Source organism: Variovorax sp. dw_308, from assembly GCF_019207085.1.
In the GTDB taxonomy this organism is placed as follows: domain Bacteria; phylum Pseudomonadota; class Gammaproteobacteria; order Burkholderiales; family Burkholderiaceae_C; genus Variovorax.
Window position 1 is genome coordinate 89,452 of sequence record NZ_JAATOM010000022.1, and the last position, 20,918, is coordinate 110,369.

General features: G+C 67.7%; 18 protein-coding genes. 2 read left to right on the plus strand and 16 right to left on the minus strand.

Annotated features, from left to right (window positions below; all coding sequences use genetic code 11):
* Nucleotides 1-18: 18 nt before the first annotated feature.
* Nucleotides 19-831, minus strand: coding sequence for a pseudouridine synthase (locus HCU76_RS29405; RefSeq protein ID WP_213953276.1), 813 nt, complete (start codon nucleotides 829-831; stop codon nucleotides 19-21).
* 117 nt (nucleotides 832-948) lie between these two features.
* Here HCU76_RS29405 and HCU76_RS29410 point away from each other — a divergent pair, with 117 nt between their 5' ends.
* The gene (locus HCU76_RS29410; RefSeq protein WP_213952715.1) at nucleotides 949-1,263 is read left to right on the plus strand and encodes a plasmid stabilization protein; all 315 of its coding nucleotides are present in this window, start codon (nucleotides 949-951) and stop codon (nucleotides 1,261-1,263) included.
* 57 nt (nucleotides 1,264-1,320) lie between these two features.
* Here HCU76_RS29410 and HCU76_RS29415 read toward each other — a convergent pair whose 3' ends face one another.
* The 15 genes from HCU76_RS29415 to kdpF form a co-directional block, all read right to left on the minus strand.
* Nucleotides 1,321-1,902 (minus strand): tyrosine-protein phosphatase, encoded by a 582-nt coding sequence (locus HCU76_RS29415; RefSeq protein WP_345944598.1) that lies wholly within the window; start codon nucleotides 1,900-1,902, stop codon nucleotides 1,321-1,323.
* 26 nt (nucleotides 1,903-1,928) lie between these two features.
* Complete coding sequence (locus tag HCU76_RS29420) at nucleotides 1,929-2,366, minus strand: hypothetical protein (protein ID WP_345944597.1); 438 nt, start codon at nucleotides 2,364-2,366, stop codon at nucleotides 1,929-1,931.
* Nucleotides 2,367-2,413: 47 nt separating this feature from the next.
* Entirely contained in the window at nucleotides 2,414-2,920 is a 507-nt protein-coding gene (locus tag HCU76_RS29425; protein ID WP_275946394.1) for a type IV pilin protein, read from the minus strand.
* 37 nt (nucleotides 2,921-2,957) lie between these two features.
* Complete coding sequence (locus HCU76_RS29430; RefSeq protein ID WP_213952712.1) at nucleotides 2,958-6,371, minus strand: pilus assembly protein; 3,414 nt, start codon at nucleotides 6,369-6,371, stop codon at nucleotides 2,958-2,960.
* A 10-nt stretch (nucleotides 6,372-6,381) separates the two neighbouring features.
* The gene (locus HCU76_RS29435) at nucleotides 6,382-6,984 is read right to left on the minus strand and encodes a PilX N-terminal domain-containing pilus assembly protein (protein ID WP_218511260.1); all 603 of its coding nucleotides are present in this window, start codon (nucleotides 6,982-6,984) and stop codon (nucleotides 6,382-6,384) included.
* Entirely contained in the window at nucleotides 6,981-7,754 is a 774-nt protein-coding gene (locus tag HCU76_RS29440) for a PilW family protein (protein WP_213952710.1), read from the minus strand. The genes HCU76_RS29435 and HCU76_RS29440 overlap by 4 nt, the downstream gene beginning before the upstream one ends.
* Nucleotides 7,755-7,764: 10 nt before the next feature.
* Nucleotides 7,765-8,352 (minus strand): type IV pilus modification protein PilV, encoded by a 588-nt coding sequence (gene pilV / locus HCU76_RS29445; RefSeq protein ID WP_213952709.1) that lies wholly within the window; start codon nucleotides 8,350-8,352, stop codon nucleotides 7,765-7,767.
* Nucleotides 8,349-8,891: a GspH/FimT family pseudopilin gene (locus HCU76_RS29450; RefSeq protein ID WP_345944596.1), complete on the minus strand. Its 543-nt coding sequence runs from the start codon at nucleotides 8,889-8,891 to the stop codon at nucleotides 8,349-8,351. The genes pilV and HCU76_RS29450 overlap by 4 nt, the downstream gene beginning before the upstream one ends.
* A 295-nt stretch (nucleotides 8,892-9,186) precedes the next feature.
* Nucleotides 9,187-10,341 carry a glycosyltransferase gene (locus HCU76_RS29455; protein WP_213952707.1) on the minus strand — a complete coding sequence of 385 codons (1,155 nt, stop codon included), beginning with the start codon at nucleotides 10,339-10,341 and terminating at the stop codon, nucleotides 9,187-9,189.
* A 173-nt stretch (nucleotides 10,342-10,514) separates the two neighbouring features.
* Nucleotides 10,515-11,210 carry a two-component system response regulator KdpE gene (gene kdpE / locus HCU76_RS29460; protein ID WP_213952706.1) on the minus strand — a complete coding sequence of 232 codons (696 nt, stop codon included), beginning with the start codon at nucleotides 11,208-11,210 and terminating at the stop codon, nucleotides 10,515-10,517.
* A gap of 159 nt (nucleotides 11,211-11,369) precedes the next feature.
* Nucleotides 11,370-14,096, minus strand: coding sequence for a DUF4118 domain-containing protein (locus HCU76_RS29465; protein WP_213952705.1), 2,727 nt, complete (start codon nucleotides 14,094-14,096; stop codon nucleotides 11,370-11,372).
* 157 nt (nucleotides 14,097-14,253) lie between these two features.
* Nucleotides 14,254-14,829: a potassium-transporting ATPase subunit KdpC gene (gene kdpC / locus HCU76_RS29470; RefSeq protein WP_213952704.1), complete on the minus strand. Its 576-nt coding sequence runs from the start codon at nucleotides 14,827-14,829 to the stop codon at nucleotides 14,254-14,256.
* A gap of 64 nt (nucleotides 14,830-14,893) precedes the next feature.
* A complete protein-coding gene (gene kdpB / locus HCU76_RS29475) occupies nucleotides 14,894-17,122 on the minus strand; it encodes a potassium-transporting ATPase subunit KdpB (RefSeq protein WP_305729959.1) in 2,229 nt (742 codons plus the stop codon).
* 4 nt (nucleotides 17,123-17,126) lie between these two features.
* Complete coding sequence (kdpA, locus tag HCU76_RS29480; protein ID WP_218511261.1) at nucleotides 17,127-18,929, minus strand: potassium-transporting ATPase subunit KdpA; 1,803 nt, start codon at nucleotides 18,927-18,929, stop codon at nucleotides 17,127-17,129.
* A gap of 1 nt (nucleotide 18,930) precedes the next feature.
* The gene (kdpF, locus tag HCU76_RS29485; protein ID WP_213952702.1) at nucleotides 18,931-19,029 is read right to left on the minus strand and encodes a K(+)-transporting ATPase subunit F; all 99 of its coding nucleotides are present in this window, start codon (nucleotides 19,027-19,029) and stop codon (nucleotides 18,931-18,933) included.
* 286 nt (nucleotides 19,030-19,315) lie between these two features.
* Between kdpF and HCU76_RS29490 the strand changes: the two genes are divergently transcribed.
* Entirely contained in the window at nucleotides 19,316-20,869 is a 1,554-nt protein-coding gene (locus tag HCU76_RS29490) for an FAD-dependent oxidoreductase (RefSeq protein WP_218511262.1), read from the plus strand.
* Nucleotides 20,870-20,918 lie beyond the last annotated feature (49 nt).

Consider the following 20,918-nt stretch of genomic DNA (forward strand, 5'->3'; position numbering starts at 1 on the left):
ACGGCCCCCGGGGGTGGGCTAGAACTTTTCGTGCAGCCCGAGGTAGCGCCACTGGCCGGCCGGCAGGTTGCCCAGCACCACGCGCCCAATGCGGATGCGCTTGAGGCCGACCACCTTCAGGCCGACCTGCTCGCACATGCGCCGGATCTGGCGCTTCTTGCCCTCGGTGAGCACGAAGCGCAGTTGCTCGGGGTTCTGCCAGTCCACACGCGCGGGCTTGAGCGGCTGGCCGTCCAGGCTCAGCCCATGCCGCAGTCGCGCGAGCAGCGCGGGTGGAAACACCTTCTGCACGTCGGTCGCGATGTCGCCCTTGTCGCCGGGGCCGCTGCCGGGCGGCGACCAGGTCACGCGCACCAGGTATTCCTTCTCCATGCCCGAGTCCTCGCCGATCAACTGACGCGCCACGCGGCCGTCCTGCGTCAGCACGAGCAGGCCGACCGAGTCGATGTCGAGCCGGCCGGCCGGCGCGAGGCCGCGCAGTTGCGGCGGCGAGAAGCGGTTGGTGCTGGGGTCCTCGCGCCAATGGGTGCGCGGGTTGATCAACACCACCGCCGGCTCGTGGCCGTCCTCGGCCTGGCCGCTCACGTAGCCCATGGGCTTGTGCAGCAGGATGGTGACCTGCGTGGCCTGGTGGCCGTGCGCCTTCCTGTCGACCTCGACGCGGTCGTCCGGCGTCACCTTCACGCCCATCGGCGCGACCTGGCCGTTGACCTTGACCCAGCCTTGCTCGATCCATGCATCGGCCTCGCGGCGCGAGCACAGGCCCAGTTCGGCCATGCGCTTGTTGAGGCGCACGGCGCCGGGAGCGGTCGAGGAAGTGGCATCGGTCATGGTGGCGCCGATTATCCCGAAGCGCTGGCCGACGCGTGATGCCAAGGCATTCCTACACGCCGCCCGCACCACCGTCGCAGGCTGCTGCTTCCATCCTTCAGAAAGCAGGAGCCAACCATGCCAAGAGGTGATAAATCTTCCTACTCGGACAAGCAGAAACGCCAGGCCGAGCACATCGAAAAAGGCTACGAGCAGCGCGGTGTGAGCGAAGGCGAAGCCGAGCGGCGCGCCTGGGCCACGGTGAACAAGGAAACCGGTGGCGGCAAGAAGAGCGGCTCAGGTCGCGGCAAGCCGGAGAACCACGCGCCCTCGCGCAAGGGCGGCCGACTGGGCGGCGCGGCTTCGGCGTCGCGCTCGGCGGAAGAACGCTCGGCATCGGCGAAGAAGGCCGCAGCGACGCGCAAGCGGCACGCTGCGGCACGGCATCAGTAGGGAGACCGTCCAAGTCCCCGCGGACCGCGCATCCTCGCGCGGGGCTTGATCAGGGACTCAGCGCAGCGCAGGCGCTTCGGCGTCGACCGTCGACTTGGGCGGCGCGGCGCCCATTCCCTCTGCCGCGGCAAGCGCCTTGCGCATCGCCTCCACATTCACGCGCTCCAGGTAGCGCGGGATGTTGCGCCAGAGCGTGTGGTACCCATAGCCACCGCGGAACATCTCGTGGCGCGCCGCGTCCTTGCTCCAGCCTTGGACCACCATGCGATAGAGCGCGATCACCACGCCGGTGCGGTCGGCGCCGTGCCAGCAATGGACCAGCACCGGACCCTTCTTCTCGGCCGCGCAAATGGCGATGAGCGCCCGCAACACCTCGTCGTCGTTGATCGACCAGGTGTCGATGCGCACGCGCTGGCGTTCGATGCCGGGATGGTCGCCCAGCGCCCGCTCGTCACTGTTGAACGAGCGGAAGCTCAGCACGGTGCGGATGCCCAGCGCCTCCAGCGCGGGCGCATCGTCCCGGCGCGGCTGGCCGCTGCGGTAGAGCGTCGGTGTGACGCGGTGCAGGTTCTCCGGCAGGACGCCCGGCACGTGGCTGTGCAACCGCTCGGCCCAGTGCCCCGGGCGCACGTCGAGCACGGCAGAGTGCCGTCGCGAATGGCGCCTCATTTCCAGCCCGTCCGCGCAGGGCTTCGATGCAGGAGCCAGAGGATCAGCGCCGCACCGCCAAGCCCGATCCAGTAGTCCACGGGGGCACCCAGCAGCCAGTGCGGATGCCACGCGACGTGCGCCGGATCGAACCTGGCCCAGCCATAGGCCGGGTTGGCCACGAACCAGACGAAGTCCTCTACCATCCAGAAGGTCACCACGCCGGCCAGCGCCAGCGCGGCATCGCGCCAGCGCCACTTGCCGTTGAAGGCGAGCGGCGAGAAGAACACCAGGGCCATGAACGAGAACACCCAGGCGTGGTAGCCGGTCATGGCGCGGCCGCCCCAGAAGATGTCGAGCAGCCAGTGCTTCTCGATGCGCCAGGTCGGCAGGCTGGCGGCCCAGCCGGCGCTGCCTTCGATCTGGATTTCAACGTTAGCGAAGAAAAACGCCATCAGGAGTACCCACGCGAGGTACCCCGCAGTCCGACGAACGCTCATGCCTACCAGCAGTTCGCCAGACTCAGGAGGTTGCCGGCCAGGTCGTAGTTGGACTTGGTGCCGTCCGCCTGGATCCGGAATTCGAGGCAGGCGGTGTCGGCGGTTTGTGGGCCACCGGTCTTGGGCTTCGCCTTGGCGAGGTATCCCGTGGCATCGCTGACCACCGTGAGCTGGTAGAAGGCCGAGCCGCTCGAATTGATGTCGAACGGCCACGTCGACCCGGCGCCATAGCCGAGCGTCGGCGGGTCGAGTGAATATGAATTGGTATTGCTGAACACGCGTTCCTCCCTTGCAGCCAGATCCAACAACGCATTCTTGGCGTCGGCTCTGCGCGACTTGCGGATGTACGACTGGTAGGACGGGTAGGCGATGGCGCTCAGGATCCCGATCACGGCCACCACGATCATCAGTTCGATCAGCGTGAAGCCTCGCACATGCTTGCGTCGCGACACCCGGCCGGCTTGACAAGAAAAAGTGGCCTTGATCATAGCGGCGTCCTCGCGTTGCATGGATTGGCTGGCGTGCTGCGTTGTCTACGACAGCACATCAGCGCATCTTGATCCAGGTCAGCCGGCCACCGCCGCTGGCCGAGCCGGGATTGACCTGCGTCACCGAACCCTGCCCGCTGACGGTCTGCGTGGCCAGGTACTTCTTGGTGCCGGCGCTCACGATCGACGGCGAGCCGACGCCGCTCAGGCCGATGCCCGCCACGATCTGGCCCGTGGCCGACACGAAGTTGTTGGTGGCATCTCCAAAGAACGACGACGCCGGCGGCGCGCCGGTGGCCGGATCGATGGCCATCGTGAAGCCCGAGGCCGGTTGCTGGTCGCAGCTCAGGGCCTGGTTCACCGCCGGCAGCGTGGTGTTCACCAGGAACAGGCCGTCGGAAACGATGGGGTTGTAGATGATCTGCTCATTGGCGCCGGGCAATTGCACCGACCATCCGAACTTGGTGTTGCCGGTGGTGCAGGCGGTCGAGCCTTGCCAGCAGATCGTGTTCCGGGTGACGGTGCGCGCGCCGGAAATCAGCCCGTTGGAATAGGTGGTGTCGGTGGTCACGGTCTGCGACTGGAGTGACGAGGTGGTCACCGTCTGCGCGGTCGCCAGGCTGGTGTATTGCGCCGAGCCCTTGTTGTTCCACGCGGCCATGTCCCAGTCCCAGATACCGAACATGTACTGCGTCCCGGTCGTGGGCGTGGCGGCGGACGTCAGGGTCTGCGGGTAGATCTGGCCGGTGCCGAAGGTCACCATCAGGCGCGGCGCCGTCGACGCGGCAACGACCGACGACACGGTCAGGCGGGAGGTGATGGGCTTGCCGCCCGTGTAGAAGATCGCCGTCGAACGGACGGCCCAGTTGCCCGCCGTCGCGCTGGTCACGTCGAAGCGCCAGACATTGCCGAACACATCGCCGGCATACAGGTAGTCGATCACGTGGTCGCCATCGAGGTCGGCGGAGCTGACGTAGGCAATGCCGTTGCGCGCGGTGACCGTGCTACCCGACATGGTCGGGCCGGAGCCCGGGCCCGCCGAGAGGTAGCGGAAGGTCCTGGCGCCGGTGGTCTGGTCGACCGTCATGATGAAGATGCCCGCGCCGCCGTTCTTGCTGTTGAGGCCGTTGCCGAAGATGACAGCCCAGTTGCCGTCATGCATGCGCCGGATGATCGGGGTGCCGTAGGTGCTGCCCAGGTTGTCCTGGCAGCTGACCGCGGCCACGGCGGGCGTGCTGCCGCTGGCGGCGACGGCGGCGACGTCCGTGGCGGCGCAGGGCAGTGTGCTCGAACTCCATTCACCCAGCACCAGGTTGGCCGCATTGGACTCCGCGAAGTTGGCGGCGGTGGGGGTGGTGACGTCGAGCGCGTAGATCGCACCTTTGGCGACGGTGGTGTTGTCGCCGATCACGCCGCCCGCATTGCCGCCCGCACCCAGCCCGCCCACGAGCCAGGTGTGCCACTGGCCGCCGTAATACAGGTCGCCCGTGCCCGGCGTGGCGTCGACGAAGGCATTGTGGCCATATTGCGGCGACGAGAAATCGAGTGCCGCCGTGGTGTTGGAGTGGATGGTGTTGAGGGCCATGGCCGGCATGTACGCCAGCAGTTCCCTGCCGTCGTTGAGGGCGGTGGTGTCGAAGTCCCCGCCGGCGGTATAGGCCCCCGCGCGGAAGCCGTGGAGCAGCCCATCGTTGCTGCCCGCGTACACCACGTTGGTGCGGGTCGCGTTGGCGGTCGCGAAGGCGCTGTAGGTGGTCGAGCCTTCGGGCATGGTGGTCGACGGCGCCAGCAGGTCCTTCCAGGGGGAAGTGAACGGGGACTGCGGCGGGCCGACCCATGTCGGGCTCGAGTTGACGATGTCGCCCAGCACGCTGTCGCGCAGGCGGTACGTGCCGGTGCCGCTGGAGGTGAGTTCGTTGGTGCGGTCCCCGCGCAGGTAGTTGAGCCGGTTCGCGGTGTTGGGGGGGGTGTCCCCCGCGGTCAGCACCGCCTGCTGGCCGCCCGTGCCGCTGCCCAGGTTGGTCCACTGGAACGGAATGCCAATCGAGTTATTGGACGTGAGGATGGTGCGCGCCGCGGAGGCCTGCGCGGTGGTGGCGACGCCGGTGCTGGCGCAGGCGCCGCCCGTGAGCACGCAGCTCGCATCCCAGTTGGCCGTCGGGTTGATCGACACCGTGTTGTTGGTGGTGTTGATGACCAGGTTCTTCGCGGAGAGCTGGCCCCACCAGTTCACCGGGTGGTAGAAGGCCAGGTAGATCTGCGAGCCCACCTGCACCTGCGCCGACTGCTGGATGTTGATACCGGCGGAGCTCGCCGCCACGTTCACTGGCGCCGCCTTGAAGCAGACGATCTCGTGCACGTTGCTGCCGCCGCCCGTGCCGGAGCTGAAGCCGAAGCGGAACTTGGAAGGCAGGGCGCCATTCGACGCGGTGATCAGCTGCTTGTTGATCACGGTCTGCGCGGCGCCGCCGTCGTAGCTGTAGTTCAGGCTGAGCAGGCCGTCCTGTGTGATCTTCAAGCCGTAGGTGATGGCCTTCGCGGCGCCGCGTTTCGGATTCGACACGCCCTCCTGGTTGAAGATGGGCGACTGCACCGTGAGCGCGCTGGTCGCGATGAGCGGGTAGTCCAGGACTTTGACTCCGGTGTCGACCGGTAGCGCGGCGTTGGTGTAGTTCCACAACGTTCCTGTGCGGCACGTATTGCCGACGGCGAGTTGCCGAAAGTTCGAGGGCACGGTCGACGGGTAGTAGTTCGGGTACTGGCTGTTGAGCGCGGTCCAGTTGATGTTGCCGGCGCCACGCAAACTGACACGCCCCGGGGCCGAGCCCGAGCCGCTGGCGGTGTTGTCGCCGGGATTGGAGAAGTTGCCGAATTCGTCGATGCCCAGGCCGACGTAGGCACCCTGCAGGCCGTCGTTGACGTCCTTCGCGTTCGCGCAGCTGTAGCCCAGGCTGCCGCCGTACGCGCCGGTCTTGGTGTTGGCATCCACGCTCTTGACCAGGTCCCCGTTGACGAGGAAGAAGGCGATCCCGTCCGCGCCCGACTTCTGGTTCGCCGAGTTTTGATAGCTATTGCCGCCATAGGTCACCGTCTTGAAGGTCACCTCGACGCCCTGGTTCGACGGAAAGTCGAACTGCGAATAGACGGCGCCGGTCTGGTTCGTGCCATCGCTGCCACCATCGGTAAGGCGCAACGCGCCGCTTCCGACCGGATCGCCCGTGCTGCCGAGACTGCCGTTGACGCCACCCACCAGGTCGCTGCCGCGTGAGGTGTAGTAAGGCAGCCCGACGCACTTGGGAATCGTGCCGGTGCCGTCACCCGCGGTCAGGCAGGCGCCGGCCAGGCTCTGCCACGGGTACTGCGAAGACGCACCCGTCAAGGTGTCGCTGATGACCGTCTGGGCGTGCGCGCCCAGCACGACCAGCCCGAGCGCGGGCAGCGCGACGAGCCAACGAAAAAGCCTGGAGGACATGGTGTGGCTTTCAGGGACCACTGAGGTCCTTGGTGGAAGACGTGTAGGCGGCATAGACGCTTTGCACCACGCTGACGGTCGTATCGCGCCCGCCGTAGCCGACGCCGGTGATCTGGTACAGCACCGACTTGCCGTCTGCGCTGTAACCCAGCAGCGCGATGTGCAGGGCCGGGCTCTTGGCATAGTTGACGTCGCCGACGGTGCCGCTCGACGACTGGCTGTTGACGTTGCCCGCCGTGTTCACCGGCATCTGCGGCGGCTTGTAGGTGATGCTGCTGGTCCACGGCAGCGTGCCCGGATTCACCAGCTTGCTGTTGGTGCCGCTGCAGATCCGCATGTTGGCCTGCACGGTGCCGTCGACGGTGCCGCTGCACGAGCCGCCGGCCCCTGCGTTGCCCTGGCCGAGCCACCATTCGCCGTAGCGCACGGCGCTTTCGGCGGCAGACAAGGAACGTTGCTTCTCCAGCGTGTTGCCGGCAATCGACTCCTGCGTGCCGAAGCTGCGGTACATGCTCACCGCGACCAGCGACACGATGACCAGGATGAGCAGGCTGGTGAGCAGCGCGACACCGCGTTGCGCACGGGGACCGGTGGATGGAAGGTGCGGCTTCATTTGGTGTTCATCAGGTTGATGACCTGGACGACGGTGACGGTCTGCGTCGTGCCGTCGACCTTCTTCTGCGGGAACCCGAGCGAGACCCGCGCGGTGTAGACGTTGCCCCAGAGATTCGCCGCCGTGATGCCGGCGGCCGGCATGTAGGTGTCGACGGCGTGCTTGTCGTCGCCATCGCTGTCGACGCCGTACAGCACGCTGAAGTTGCTGACATTGGTGGCCAGCGCCACCGGCGCGCCGGCGCCGGTGCCGTCGTCGAGCGTGCAGGTGAGTTCGTTGTTCGCATTCACCCTGAAGGTGTTGACCGTCACGGCCACGCTGCCGAGGGCACCGGCGGTGTTGGTGACGCCCTGGCAGTTCATGAGGCCGTCGCCGTTCGCGCGCTGGTAGCGGACCGTGACGGAATCGGCCGCCGCACCTGTGCCGGCGCCGGTTGTGCCGACGATTCCCTGCCCGGCATCGAAGGCGTAGCTGGACCCGTCGGCCCGGGTCACGGTGGTCACCTGCGGCAGCGCCTGTGGGCGCGTGTCGCCCAGCGGATCGACGAAATAGCCGGCCGACTGGATGGTGGTGGTGAGCATGGTGAGCGCGAGGCGCTGGCTGTCCTGCAACTGCGCGAGGTCGTTCTGCGCGTTGAAGGTGTTCTTCATGTTCAGGTAGACGTTGAGCACCGCCGCGAGCAGGAACAGCGCAATGGCGATGGCCACCATCAGTTCGATCAGCGTGAAGCCGGCTTGTCGGACGGCGCGCAGGATGCTGGGTCTTCGCATGAAACGGCCCTCAAGGTTCGATGTAGAGCGTGTACGAACGCGCACCGCTGGTGCCGAATCCGGTTCCGGCCGCCGTCTTCGTGGAGTTGATGTACCTGTCGTTCCACTGGATCGTGAGAACGCAACTCACGGGCACATCGGAGCTGCTCGAGCAGTTGACGAGCGAAGTCGTGCCGGGGAGCAGGGCGTCGAGGTTCCGCGCCCAAATGCCGACTTCGAGCGCCGCCATCTGCTGCAGGGAGCATTTGGGCCCTGACGGCTTCGTGGCCGAGGTACATTCGCCCGACGGGATCGTGCTCACTACGCCGGTGGCGTCAGTGACCACGGCGCCATTGGTGCTGAAAGTCCTCACGACCAGCCCGCCGTCGCGCCAGAACTCCCGGTTGCCGTGCATGGCCGCGGCCAGGCTGTTGGCCTGCATGGCCACGATCGAGCGGCTGCTGGCGGTCTGCGTGCTGGAGACGGCCAGCGCCTGCATCTTGGCAAAGCCGAAGATGCCGATCGTCAGCAGCAGCACGGCGACCATCACCTCCAGCAGGGTGAAGCCGGCCTGAGCTGTCCGCGACCGACGCGAAGACGACAGTGAATTGCGCTTCATGAGCAGGTTCCCCCCGCGGTGAGAACCTGCTGCCGCCCGGCGAGGTTCAGGGTCACGCAGCGCGTGGCCTTGGCATTGACGGGGCTGGTGTTGAGCGTCAACTGCACCGTGCCGCCGGGCAGGTTCAATGCAAATCCGTCGCGGCTGTAGGTGATGGCGCCCAGGCCGCCGCTCGCGGTGAAGGTGTCGGTGCCGCTCCACTTGGCTTGCCTGCGCATGACCGTCTCGCCGGTGTCAATGGTGATGTTCGACGCATTGCCGTTGTTGAAGATGAGCCAGCCGTTCTGCCAGGGCGTGTTGTTGCCGCCGCACACCGCGGTATTGGTGGCGGAGGTGGCGCACACGGTCACGGTTTCGCCGCGGCGGATGGCTTCGGCGCGCGCGAACTGCAGGTCGCCGACAAAGCCATTGACCTCGGTGGCAACGCGATTGCGCTGCGTCAGGTCGATGAAGGAAGGCGCGGCGACGGTGGCCAGGATGGCCACCACCGCGAGGACCACCATCAATTCGACGGCGGTCACGCCGCGAAGGCGGCGCACGACACGGAGACTTGTGCGGAAAGTCGCGCGGCTGAAGGCAACGACGTGGATCGGGCAGATCATCGATCGGGTACAGGTTGCTGGCGTTCTTCACCTGTGGCTCCCTGGCCTGCTTCCTGCCCGCAAAGGCAAGGAAGTAAGTCGATAGATTGCACTTTTCGAAGCCGTTTGAGTTAGTGCGCGCGCACTTCTTCCGACAAACGGCGCCCGGCCGACGATGGGCGGCGTGACTACAACTTCAGGCCGAAGCCGTCCGGCCGGCCTCGCGCACAGTCGCGCGCGCCATCAGGCGTACTTATGCAGCGTCGCCCTGGAGCACGCGTTCCAGCACGCGCCGCGCGGCGTCCGGCTTGCCGAGCCCACGGCTGATCCGCGCCATGCGGGCGAGCTGTTCCGGCGCGGCCATCAGGCGGGCGATCTTGTATTCCAGCCCGATGGTGTCGTAGGCGAGCCAGGCGGCCCCCTCCTCCATCAGGAAGCCGGCGTTGTGCTCCTCCTGCCCCGGAATGGGCGACACCAGCAGCATCGGCTTGCCGAGCGCGAGGCATTCGGAGATGGTCAGGCCACCCGGCTTGGTGACCACCAGGTCGGCCGCGGCCATGAGCCGCTCCATCTCGTTGGTGAAGCCGATGGCGACGAGCCGGCCGGCCGAGCGCTCGCCCAGGCGCTTCAGCGCCGCGTGCGCCGCTTCATTGCGGCCCGCGACGGCAATCACCTGGAAGTCGCAGCCCGGGCCTTCGAGCGCCAGCACGCGCTCGACCATGCTCGGGAGATCGCCCACGCCGGCGCCGCCCGAGACCATGAGGATGACCTTGCGCGCCGGATCGAGGCCCAGCCGGGCGACGCAGGCGTCGCGCGCCAGTTCGGGCGCATCGGGCTGCGAGAAGGCCGGCATCACCGGGATGCCGGTGACGTGGATGCGGTCGGACGCCAGGCCGCGCGCCCGCATGCGGACCGCGACCTCATCGGTGGCGGCAAGGTAGCCGGCCATGCCGGGGACGATCCACATGTTGTGCAGGTCGTAGTCGGTGACCTGCAGCCAGACCGGGCAGTCGATCCGGCCCTTGTTCTGCTCGCGCATGAGCAACTCGGCCGGCAGGAAGTGCGTGCAGACGATGGCCTTGGGATCGACGCGATGCACCTCGCGCAGCAGCGCGCCGGCGCTCACCCGCTCGATGCCGCGGCGCAGGCGCTGCGAGGTGGCGCTGTGCGGCGTGGTGTCGGTCTTCTGGTGCAGGTAGGACCAGACCTCGGGCGCGCGGTTGACCAGCTTGATATACCAATCGGTATAAATCTTGCGGAATCCGCTCGGAAAGTGGGCCATGGCGTCGATGTGGGTCGCGCCGCAAGGCGGTACGAGGGCTTCGGCCGTGGCGGCGAGCGCCTGCGCGGCGCGGACGTGGCCGTTGCCGGCACTGACGCTGAGGATGAGGAGTTGTCGGGATGTCATGGGCGTTGAGTGTCTCGCGAAGGGGGCGGAAAGGCCGAACGCAGAGGTCGCAAAGGTTTCGCAGAAGTCGCAAAAAAACCAGAATTGAGATGTCTTCTTCTGCGACTTCTGCGACTTCTGCGTAGATCCTGTATTCCTTCTGCGTTCGGCTGTCCGGCCCTTTGATTCGAGGGCTACATCACCAGCCGGTAGCCCACCGCGGTCTCTGTCAGCAGGTGCCGCGGCTGTGCCGGATCGGCTTCGAGCTTCTGGCGCAGGTGGCCCATGTAGATGCGCAGGTAGTGGCTCTGTTCGGAATGCGACGGGCCCCAGACCTCGCGCAGCAACTGGCGCTGCGTGAGCACGCGGCCGGGGTTGGCCGCGAGCGTGGCCAGCAGGCGGTATTCGGTGGGCGTCAGGTGCACTTCGTGGCCGGCACGGCGCACGATGCGGGCGGCGCGGTCCAGTTCGATCTCGCCGAAGCGGAAGGTGGCCTCGGGCTCCTCGCCGCCGCCGCCCGCGGCACGCGGCCGGCGCAGGTTGGCGCGCACACGGGCCAACAGTTCGCCGGTGCCGAAGGGCTTGGTGAGGTAGTCGTCCGCGCCGGCATCGAGCGCCTCGACCTTGTCGGCTTCGTCGGTACGTGCCGACAGCACGATGATCGGCACCGCCGACCAACCGCGCACATCGCGGATCAGGGTGACACCATCGCCATCGGGCAAGCCCAGGTCGAGCACCAGCAGGTCGGGCTGGCGCGTGCCCGCCGCCGCGAGTCCGTCACGCAGGTTGCCCGCCTCATGCACCTGCCAGCCCTCGGCCTCCAATGCGCCGCGTACGAAGCGGCGGATCTGGGGCTCGTCCTCGATCACGATGGCGGTGGGTGGGGGCATGGGTTCAGGAATTCGGATGCGGGATCGGACTTGACCGTACGCGAAGGGCGCGAAGATACGCGAAGGACGCGAAGGAATTCAAAGAAAATTTCTGTCTTCTTTCGCGTCCTTCGCGGGACCTTTGCGTCCTTTGCGTCCTTTGCGTCCGGCTGTCCGCTTTCATGGCACCTCCATCGTCGGCGGCTCTCGCCTCGGCAAGGTCACGGTGAATTCTGCGCCGCCGCCTTCAGCGTCGGACGCGGTGATGGCGCCACCATGCGCGTGCACCACTGCCTTGCAGATGGCCAGGCCCAGGCCGACGCCGGGGGTCGCGGACTCGGACTGGCCGCGCGTGAACTTGTCGAAGAGGGTCTGCTCGCGGCCTTTCAGTGCAGTGGGCAAGCCGGAGCCGTGGTCCCGCACCGTGAGGACCAGCGTCGACGGCGTGACGGTCGCGCCCAGCACGATCGGCGGCGCGCCGTACTTGGCTGCGTTCTCCAGCAGGTTGACCAGCACGCGCTCGATCAGCACGGCATCGAACTCCACCAGCGGAAGATCGGGCGCGAGTTCGGTCTGCACGGGTCGCTCACCCAGCGCGGGACGTGCGGCGCGGATCGCGGCGCCGACCACCTCCTCGATCGATTGCCAGTCGCGCCGCAGGTTGACCGTGCCGTCGCCCATGCCGCTTTCGAGCCGCGCCATGTCGAGCAGGTTGTCCACCAGCGCATTGAGGGCGCGCGCCTGCGCCACGATGGCCTGCGCCGCCTCGGCATGCTGCTGCGGCGGCAGCGTGCGCAGCGATTCGGCCAGTGCGATCAGCGCAGTGAGCGGCGTGCGCACGTCGTGGGAGATGGCGCCGAGCAAGGCGTTGCGCAGGCGCTCCGATTCCATCTCGACGACCGCCGTCTGCGCCACGTTGACGTAGTGCACGCGTTCGAGCGCGATGGCGATCTGGCGCGCCAGCGTCTCCAGTTGCTGCGCCTGCTCGGGGATCAGCAGCCATCGCGTTTGCGCGGGTGCGAGCGCCAGCACGCCGCGCACGCGCATCGGCGCCTGCAAGGGGATGTAGTGCCATGGCTGCGCGGCCAGCGTGGCGGTGCCCAGGCCCGCTGGCTGGGCCTGGCGGAAGGCCCAGTCGGCCACGCTGAAGTCGAAGCCCTCGGGCACGGGTTCGGGCGGCAGGAGTTGGTCGGCCTCGTTGGTGATGAGAACGCGGGCCCGGCCGCCGAAGTAGCGTTGCACGGCGGCCGTGCCGAGCTCGACGACCTGGCTGCTTTCCAGCGCCGCCGACAAGTCACGCGCCAGTTCGAACAGCGACTGCGCGCGGCGCTCGCGGCTGTTCGACACGTTCATGGAAAAGGTCAGCGACGCGGTCAGTTGCCCGACCAGCAGGCCGACGACCAGCATGACGGCGAAGGTCACGAGGTACTGGACATCGCTGATCGAGAACGACATGCGCGGCGGCACGAAGAAGAAATCGAAGGCGCCCACGTTGAGCAACGCCGCGAAGGCCGCGGCGCGGGCCCCGTAGCGCGCGGCGACGATCACGACGCCGAGCAGGAACAGCATCACGATGTTGGCCGGCGCCAGCACGCCGGTCAGCGGCGTCGCGAGCAAGGTGACCGCGAGGCTGCTCACGGCCGCCGCGACAAAGCTGCGCCAGCGCGAGGGTGGCTGGTGCTCGGCCACGTCGGTCGCGGCATGGCCCCGCGCGTCCAGCGGTGCGCGTGCGAGGCGGCGCGTGGCCTCGACATGACCGACCGCGACGATGTCCAGCGCGGGCGCGTGGCGCGCCAACCGACGCGCAAGCGATATGCGCCATGGCCACCAGCGGCGCCAGCCTTCGGGCTCCGCGCGCCGGCCCACGACCAGCATCGCGCAGTTGAGTTTGCGGGCCTGCAGGGCGAGTTGCTGCGCGACGTCATCGCCGGTCAGCACTGCAGTCTCCGCACCGAGTTGCTCCGCCAGCTTCAGCACGGACAGGACGCGGTCGCGCCGCGATGCGGCCAGCCGCTGCAAGGGCGGCGTCTCGACATAGGCCGCATGCCAGCGCACGTTGAGCTGGCCCGCGAGCCGCGCGGCGGTGCGCACGGTCTGGGCCGCATCCTCGTGCGGGCCGACGCACGCGAGGATTGCGCCCGAGGTGTTCCAGGCCTGCAAGGCGCTGGTGCCGGACTGTTCGACGCGCCAGCCGCGCATGTCGTCTTCCACGTGCTCGGCGGTGCGGCGCAAGGCAATCTCGCGCAGCGCCATGAGGTTGCCCCTGCGGAAGAAGTTCTGCGCGGCGCGCTCGGCCTGCTGCGGCAGGTAGACCTTGCCGGCTGCCAGGCGCGCGGTAAGTTCGTCGGGCGTGACGTCTACCAGCACAACTTCGTCGGCCTCGTCGAGCACTGTGTCGGGCACCGTCTCGTGCACCCGCACGCCGGTGATGGCGCCGACCGTGCCGTTGAGGCTTTCAAGATGTTGCACGTTGATGGCTGACCAGACTTCGATGCCCGCGGCCAGCAGCTCCTGCACGTCCTGCCAGCGCTTGGCATGGCGCGAGCCGGGGGCGTTGGTGTGGGCCAGTTCGTCGACCAGGAGGACCGCGGGCTTGCGTTGCAACGCTGCGTCCAGATCGAACTCCGGGAGTGCGCGGTCGCGGTAAGGCATCTGGCGCAGCGGCAGTTGTTCGAGGCCTGCGAGCAAGGCGGCCGTTTCGCTGCGGCCATGCGTCTCGATGACGCCGACCAGCACGTCGCGCCCGGCTGAACGTTCGCGTTGCGCTGCGCTCAGCATGGCCCATGTCTTGCCGACGCCAGCGCTCGCGCCGAAGTAGATGCGCAACTTGCCGCGTTGGGCGCGCGCCTCGTCACTGCGCAGTTGCGCGAGCAATGCGTCAGGGTCGGGGCGGAGGGCGTCGTTCATGCGTTGGTGTTGAGCGTACGACCAGATGCGGGATCGGACAGCCGTACGCAGAGGACGCGAAGGTTACGCGAAGGACGCGAAAGGAATATCAAAAATGTCTTCTGAATTCCCTTTGCGACTTTTGCGAAACCTTTGCGACTTCTGCGGTCGGCCGCATTCACTGCGCCCCGTCCAAGGCCAGATTGAGTTCCAGCACATTGACGCGCGGCTCGCCGAGCAAGCCCCACAAGGCGCCTTCGGTATGGCTCGCGATCAGTTGCTCGACCTGCGCCGGCTGCATGTTGCGTGCGTGCGCGACACGGGCCGCCTGGTAGCGCGCGGCGGCGGGACTGATGTGCGGATCGAGTCCACTGGCCGATGCGGTAACCAGGTCGACCGGCACCGTCGCGGTGTTGCCGGGATCGGCTGCGCGCAAGGCCTCGATGCGGGCCTTGACTGCGTCGGCCAGTGCCGGGTTCAACGGGCCTTGATTGGCGCCACCGGACGCAGCGGCGTTGTAGGGCATCGGCGCGGTGGCGGAGGGGCGGCCCCAGAAGTGCTTCGGGTCGCTGAAGTTCTGGCCGATCAGCGTGGAGCCGATGGCCTTGCCGTCACGCATGACCAGGCTGCCCGCCGCCTGCGCGGGGAACGCGGCGTGCGCGACGCCGGTGACGGCCAGCGGATAGAGCACGCCGGTGAGCAGCGTGAGGGCCGTGAATATCACGAGCGCGGGGCGAATGATCTGGTTTGTCATTGGAATTCCTTGGTTTGATGATCGGGTCGAAGAACGCGACGTGCGCGCGGCCTTGAGGGCGTGCTCATACCCACCCGACGAGAGCAAGCAGCCAGTCGATGGCCTTGATGCCGATGAACGGAACGACCAGCCCGCCCAGACCGTAGACGGCGAGATTTCGCCGCAGCAGCGCGGCCGCGCCCACCGGCCGGTAGCGCACGCCCTTCAGCGCCAGCGGGATCAGGAACACGATCACCAGTGCATTGAAGATGACCGCCGACAGGATCGCGGACGACGGACTCGCGAGCTTCATCACGTTGAGCGCGCCGAGTTGCGGATAGGTCGACACGAAGATCGCCGGGATGATCGCGAAGTACTTCGCCACGTCGTTGGCGATCGAGAAGGTGGTGAGCGAGCCGCGCGTCATCAGCAGCGCCTTGCCGGTCTCGACCACTTCGAGCAGCTTGGTCGGGTTGGAGTCGAGGTCGACCATGTTGCCGGCCTCCTTCGCGGCCTGCGTGCCGCTGCCCATCGCGACCGCTACGTCGGCCTGCGCGAGCGCGGGTGCATCGTTGGTGCCGTCGCCGGTCATCGCGACAAGGCGGCCTTCGGCCTGGTACTGGCGGATCAGCGCGAGCTTGTCTTCGGGCGTGGCCTCGGCCAGGAAGTCATCGACGCCGGCCTCGGCCGCGATGGCCGCGGCGGTGAGCTTGTTGTCGCCGGTGATCATCACCGTCTTGATGCCCATGCGGCGCAGCTCGGCAAAGCGCTCCTTGATGTCGGCCTTGACGATGTCCTTCAGCTCGACGATGCCGAGCACGCGATTGCCCTCCGACACCGCCAGCGGCGTGCTGCCGCGGCGCGCCACGTCGTCGGCCGCGCGCATCACCTCCGGCGCCATCGAACCGCCGAGCGCCTCGACATGCTTGCGCACCGCCTCGACCGCGCCCTTGCGCAGCATCACGGGACCGGTGTCGACGCTGTGCCCGCCAGCGGGCAGGTCCGCCCCGCTCATGCGGGTCTGTGCGGTGAACGCAACGATTCGGCCGCCCGCGTTCGCCACCGCGTGCACCGCACCGACCGAACCGACTGCACCGGCTCCGGCAGAAGTCTTCGCATCGCGCGCCTTCCCCTCGCCGCCAAGCAAGCCCGCAACGGCCGCATCGCTCACGCCCATGCGGCGCGCCAGTTCCACGATGCTGCGGCCCTCGGGCGTCTCGTCCGCCAGCGAGGCAATGACCGCCGCATGGATCAGGCGCTGCTGCGCAATGCCGGGCCCGGGCAGGAAGGCACTCGCCTGCCGGTTGCCATGCGTGATGGTCCCGGTCTTGTCGAGCAGCAGCACGTCGACGTCGCCCGCGGCCTCCACCGCACGGCCAGAGGTCGCGATCACGTTGGCCTGCATCATGCGGCTCATGCCCGCCACGCCGACCGCTGACAGCAGGCCGCCGATGGTGGTCGGGATCAGGCACACCAGCAGCGCGACCAGCGCGGTGAGCGACACCACGCTGCCCGCGCCCACCGCGCCCACGCTGAACTGCGAGTACGGCAGCAGCGTCACGGTCACCATGAGGAACACTAGCGTCAGCGCCACCAGCAGGATGGTCAGCGCGATCTCGTTCGGTGTCTTGTGGCGCTTGGCCGCCTCGACCATGCCGATCATGCGGTCCAGGAAGGACTCGCCGGGGTTCACGCTGATGCGCACGACCAGCCAGTCCGACAGCACGCGCGTGCCGCCGGTCACGGCAGAGAAATCACCGCCCGACTCGCGCACCACGGGCGCCGATTCGCCGGTGATCGCGCTCTCGTCCACCGAGGCCACGCCTTCGACGACTTCGCCATCGAGCGGGATCACGTCGCCCGTTTCGACGAGCACGAGGTCACCCTTGCGCAGGTTGGGGGCCTGCTCCGGAAGGAAGCCTGCCTTGTGATGCGGCGCATTCAGCTTCTTGGCCCAGGTGTCCTTGCGCAGGCCGCGCAAGGATGCCGCCTGCGCCTTGCTGCGCCCCTCGGCCAGTGCCTCCGCAAAGTTGGCAAACAGCACGGTGAACCACAGCCAGACCGAGATGGCCAGCACGAAGCCCGGCGGCATGCCGGTGCCGCCCTCGAAGCTGAGGGCATGCAGCCACAGCAAGGTGGTCAGGATGCTGCCGATGTAGACCACGAACATCACGGGATTGCGCCACTGCACGCGCGGGCTCAGCTTGGCGAAAGCGCTGCGCAGCGCGGGCACGACCAGCGTGGCGTCGAACAGCGAGAGGGACGAGCGCGTCGACAGCTTCGGCATCGGGACGACAAGGTTTTCGGATTTCATGGGATCACTTCCAGAGCATCAAGTGCTCGACGACGGGGCCCAGCGCCAGCGCGGGCACGTAGTTGAGCAAGCCGACCAGCAGCACCGTGCCGATCAGCAGGGAGACGAACAGCGGGCCGTGCGTGGGCATGGTCCCCTCGGTCTCGGGCAGGCGCTTCTTCGCGGCGAGCGCACCGGCAATCGCCAGCACCGGCACGATCACGCCGAAGCGTCCGAGCCACATCACCAGGCCGAGCAGCGCGTTGTAGAACGGCGTATTGGCCGAGAGGCCGGCGAAGGCGCTTCCGTTGTTGTTGCCGGCCGATGTCAGCGCGTAGAGGATCTCCGAGAATCCATGCGCGCCGGGGTTGGCAATGCCAGCCTTGCCGTCCGCCAGGCTCACCGCGAGCGCGGTGCCGGCCAGCACCAGGATCGGCGTGACCAGGATCGCGATCGAGGTGAGCTTCATCTCATGCGTCTCGATCTTCTTGCCGAGGTATTCCGGCGTGCGGCCGATCATCAGGCCCGCGATGAACACCGCGAGGATCGCGAAGATCAGCATGCCGTAGAGCCCGCTGCCGACGCCGCCGAACACCACCTCGCCGAGTTGCATCAGCACCAGCGGCACCAGCCCGCCGATGGGCGTGAGCGAGTCGTGCATCGCGTTCACCGCGCCACACGATGCGGCCGTGGTCACGGCGGCGAACAAAGCCGAGGTATCGATCCCAAAGCGCACTTCCTTGCCTTCCATGTTGCCGCCGGCCTGCAATGCGCTGCGCAATTGGTCTACGCCCATCGACGCGAGCAAGGGGTTGCCCGCCTGCTCCGCCGGCACCAGCGCGACCACGGCGATGACGAACATCACTGTCATCGCAGCCAGCACCGCCCAGCCTTGGCGCAGGTCGCCCACGACACGGCCGAAGGCGAAGCACAAGCCAGCCGGGATCAGGAAAATCGCCAGCATCTGCACGAAGTTCGCGAGCGCGCTCGGGTTCTCGTAAGGATGCGCCGAGTTGGCATTGAAGAATCCGCCGCCATTGGTGCCGAGCATCTTGATCGCCTCCTGCGACGCGACCGGGCCCATGGCCAGCGTCTGCGTCTTGCTGCTCGCGTCTTCCATCACCGGGTTGCCGGCAGCGTCTTTCAGGGGCTGGCCATCGGGGCCGTTCTTCGGCTGCTGCCAGCTTTGCGTTTCCACTGTGTCGACGGTCTTGTAGCTGTCGAAGTTCTGGATCACGCCCTGCCCCGCGAAGAACACGGCGATGACGAAGGACAGCGGCAGCAGCAGCCACACCGTGATGCGCGTGGTGTCGACCCAGAAGTTGCCGACGAAGCCCTTGCCATCCGTGCGACGCGCAGCAAAGCCTCGGGCCAGTGCGAACGCGACCGCGATGCCTGTCGCGGCCGAGAGAAAGTTCTGCACCGTGAGCCCGAGCATCTGCGTGAGATAGCTCATCGTCGACTCGCCGGCATAGCCTTGCCAGTTGGTGTTGGTGACGAAGGCGACGGCGGTGTTGAAGGACGAGTCGGGCGACACCGCGCCCATGCCGGCCGGGTTGAGCGGCAAAAGGCCTTGCAGGCGCTGCAAGCCGTAGACGACGAGCGCACCTAGCGCATTGAACGCGAGCAGCGCCAGGGCGTAGCTGCGCCAGTGCATCGACGCATCAGGGGACACGCCGGCGAGCCGGTAGAGCGGCGCTTCGATGCGCGCCATCCAGCGCGGCAGGCGGCCCTCGCACAAGGCCGCGAGGAAGCGGCCGACCGGCCAGGCCAGCAGCCCCAGCACGGCGAGGAAGAGGACCAGCAAGGTCCAGGCAGAGGCGTTCATTTCAGAAGTCCTCCGCGTACAGCAGCGCGTAGACCAGGTAGGCGAACAGCGCGATCGCGATGAACGCGCCGAAGCCGTAGAGCACGTCGAGGCTGATCACGGCCGTTCCCCTTTGCCGGCCTGCAGCTTGTGCAGGCCCGCCACCATCTGCACCACGCCCAGCCACAGCACGGCCAGGGCGGCAATCCATATCAAGTCCATTCAGACACTCCGGTTTCCAGACATGCAGGCAGTCTCCGGAAGCGCGCGTAAAAACGGGGAATGGAGTGCGGCGAGCGGTGTAAAGAAGCCGTAAAAAAGGCCGGCGGCCAGCCGTGTTTGCAGACCCCGCGACACGCGAGTACCGTGCGGTCTGCCACGTCCGGATCAACCACACACCCACGACCATGACCGACTCCACCCCAACCGATCTCAAGGCCGGCATCCCGCTCGACCGCATCGCCGACGGCGCCATGCTGCCCGGCCAGGTCGACGGCGAAGACGCGCTGCTGCTGCGCCAAGGCGATGCCTTCTACGCGATTGGTGCGCAGTGCACGCATTACCACGCGGCACTCGCCGACGGCCTGCTCTGCGAGCATGTGCTGCATTGCCCGATGCACCATGCGCAGTTCGACATCCGCAGCGGCGCGGCCTTGTGCGCGCCGGCACTCGACGACCTGCCGAGCTGGCGCGTCGAGCAGGCCGATGGCCGTGTGTTCGTGCGCGAACGCATCGTCGCCGCGCCGCGTTCGCTCATCCGGAATAGCGACGCGCCGCTGGACGAGGTGGTCATCGTCGGTGGCGGCGCGGCCGGACTGGCCGCTGCCGACCGCTTGCGGCGCGAAGGCTACGAAGGCCGCCTGACGATGCTCAGCGCCGACGTCGACCCGCCCTCCGACCGGCCGAACCTGTCGAAGGACTTCCTCGCCGGCACGGCGGAGCCCGACTGGATACCGCTGAAGCCCGACGACTGGTACCGCGAGCGGCGCATCGACCTGCGGCTGAGCACGCGCGTGGAGGCGATCGACGTGTCCGCGCGCATGCTGCGCATGGCCGGCGGCGAATCACTGCGCTTCGGCGCGTTGCTGCTCGCCACCGGGGCCGACCCGGTGCAGCTCGAAGCACCCGGTGCGGCGCCGGGGCAGGTGCTGAGCCTGCGCAGCTTCGCGGACAGCCGCGCGATCGTGGCGCAGGCGGCATCGGCCCGCTCGGCGCTGGTGATCGGCGCGAGCTTCATCGGGCTGGAGGTTGCGGCATCGCTGCGCGCCCGTGGCCTGGAGGTGCATGTCGTGGCGCCCGACGCGGTGCCGATGCAGCGCGTGCTCGGCCCGGAACTCGGCGCCTTCGTGCGCGACCTGCATGCGTCGAATGGCGTGAACTTTCATCTGGGCACGAAGGTGACGCGCGTGGACGGCCGGCGCGCCTCGCTCGCCGATGGCAGCGTCGTCGAGGCCGACCTGATCGTCGCGGGCGTTGGCGTGCGGCCGTCGATCGCGCTGGCCGAGCAGGCCGGGCTCGTCATCGACCGCGGCGTGAGCGTCGACGCGTACCTGCAGACCAGCGCGCCGGGCATCTTCGCGGCCGGCGACATTGCGCGCTGGCCCGATCCGCATTCGGGCGAACGCATCCGCGTCGAACACTGGACGCTCGCGCAACGCCAGGGCCAGATCGCCGCCCTGAACATGCTCGGCCAGCAACGGCACTTCGATATCAGCCCGTTCTTCTGGAGCCAGTACTACGACGTGACGCTGCAGTACGTGGGGCATGCGGAGCGGTGGGATGCGATCGAGATCGATGGGTCGCTGGAGAGACGGGATTGCAGCGTGCGCTATCGGCTGGGTGGGCGGGTGCTGGCGGTGGTGACGATCGGGCGTGACCTGGGCAGCTTGCGTGCGGAGCGGGAACTGGAGGGAGATGTTGCGCCGGGGGAGCCTGGGGTTGTCGGCGCGCTCGGTGCGTAAATTGGCGGCGCGCTCGATCAGGTCACATTGGATTCGTCAGCGTCGCTTT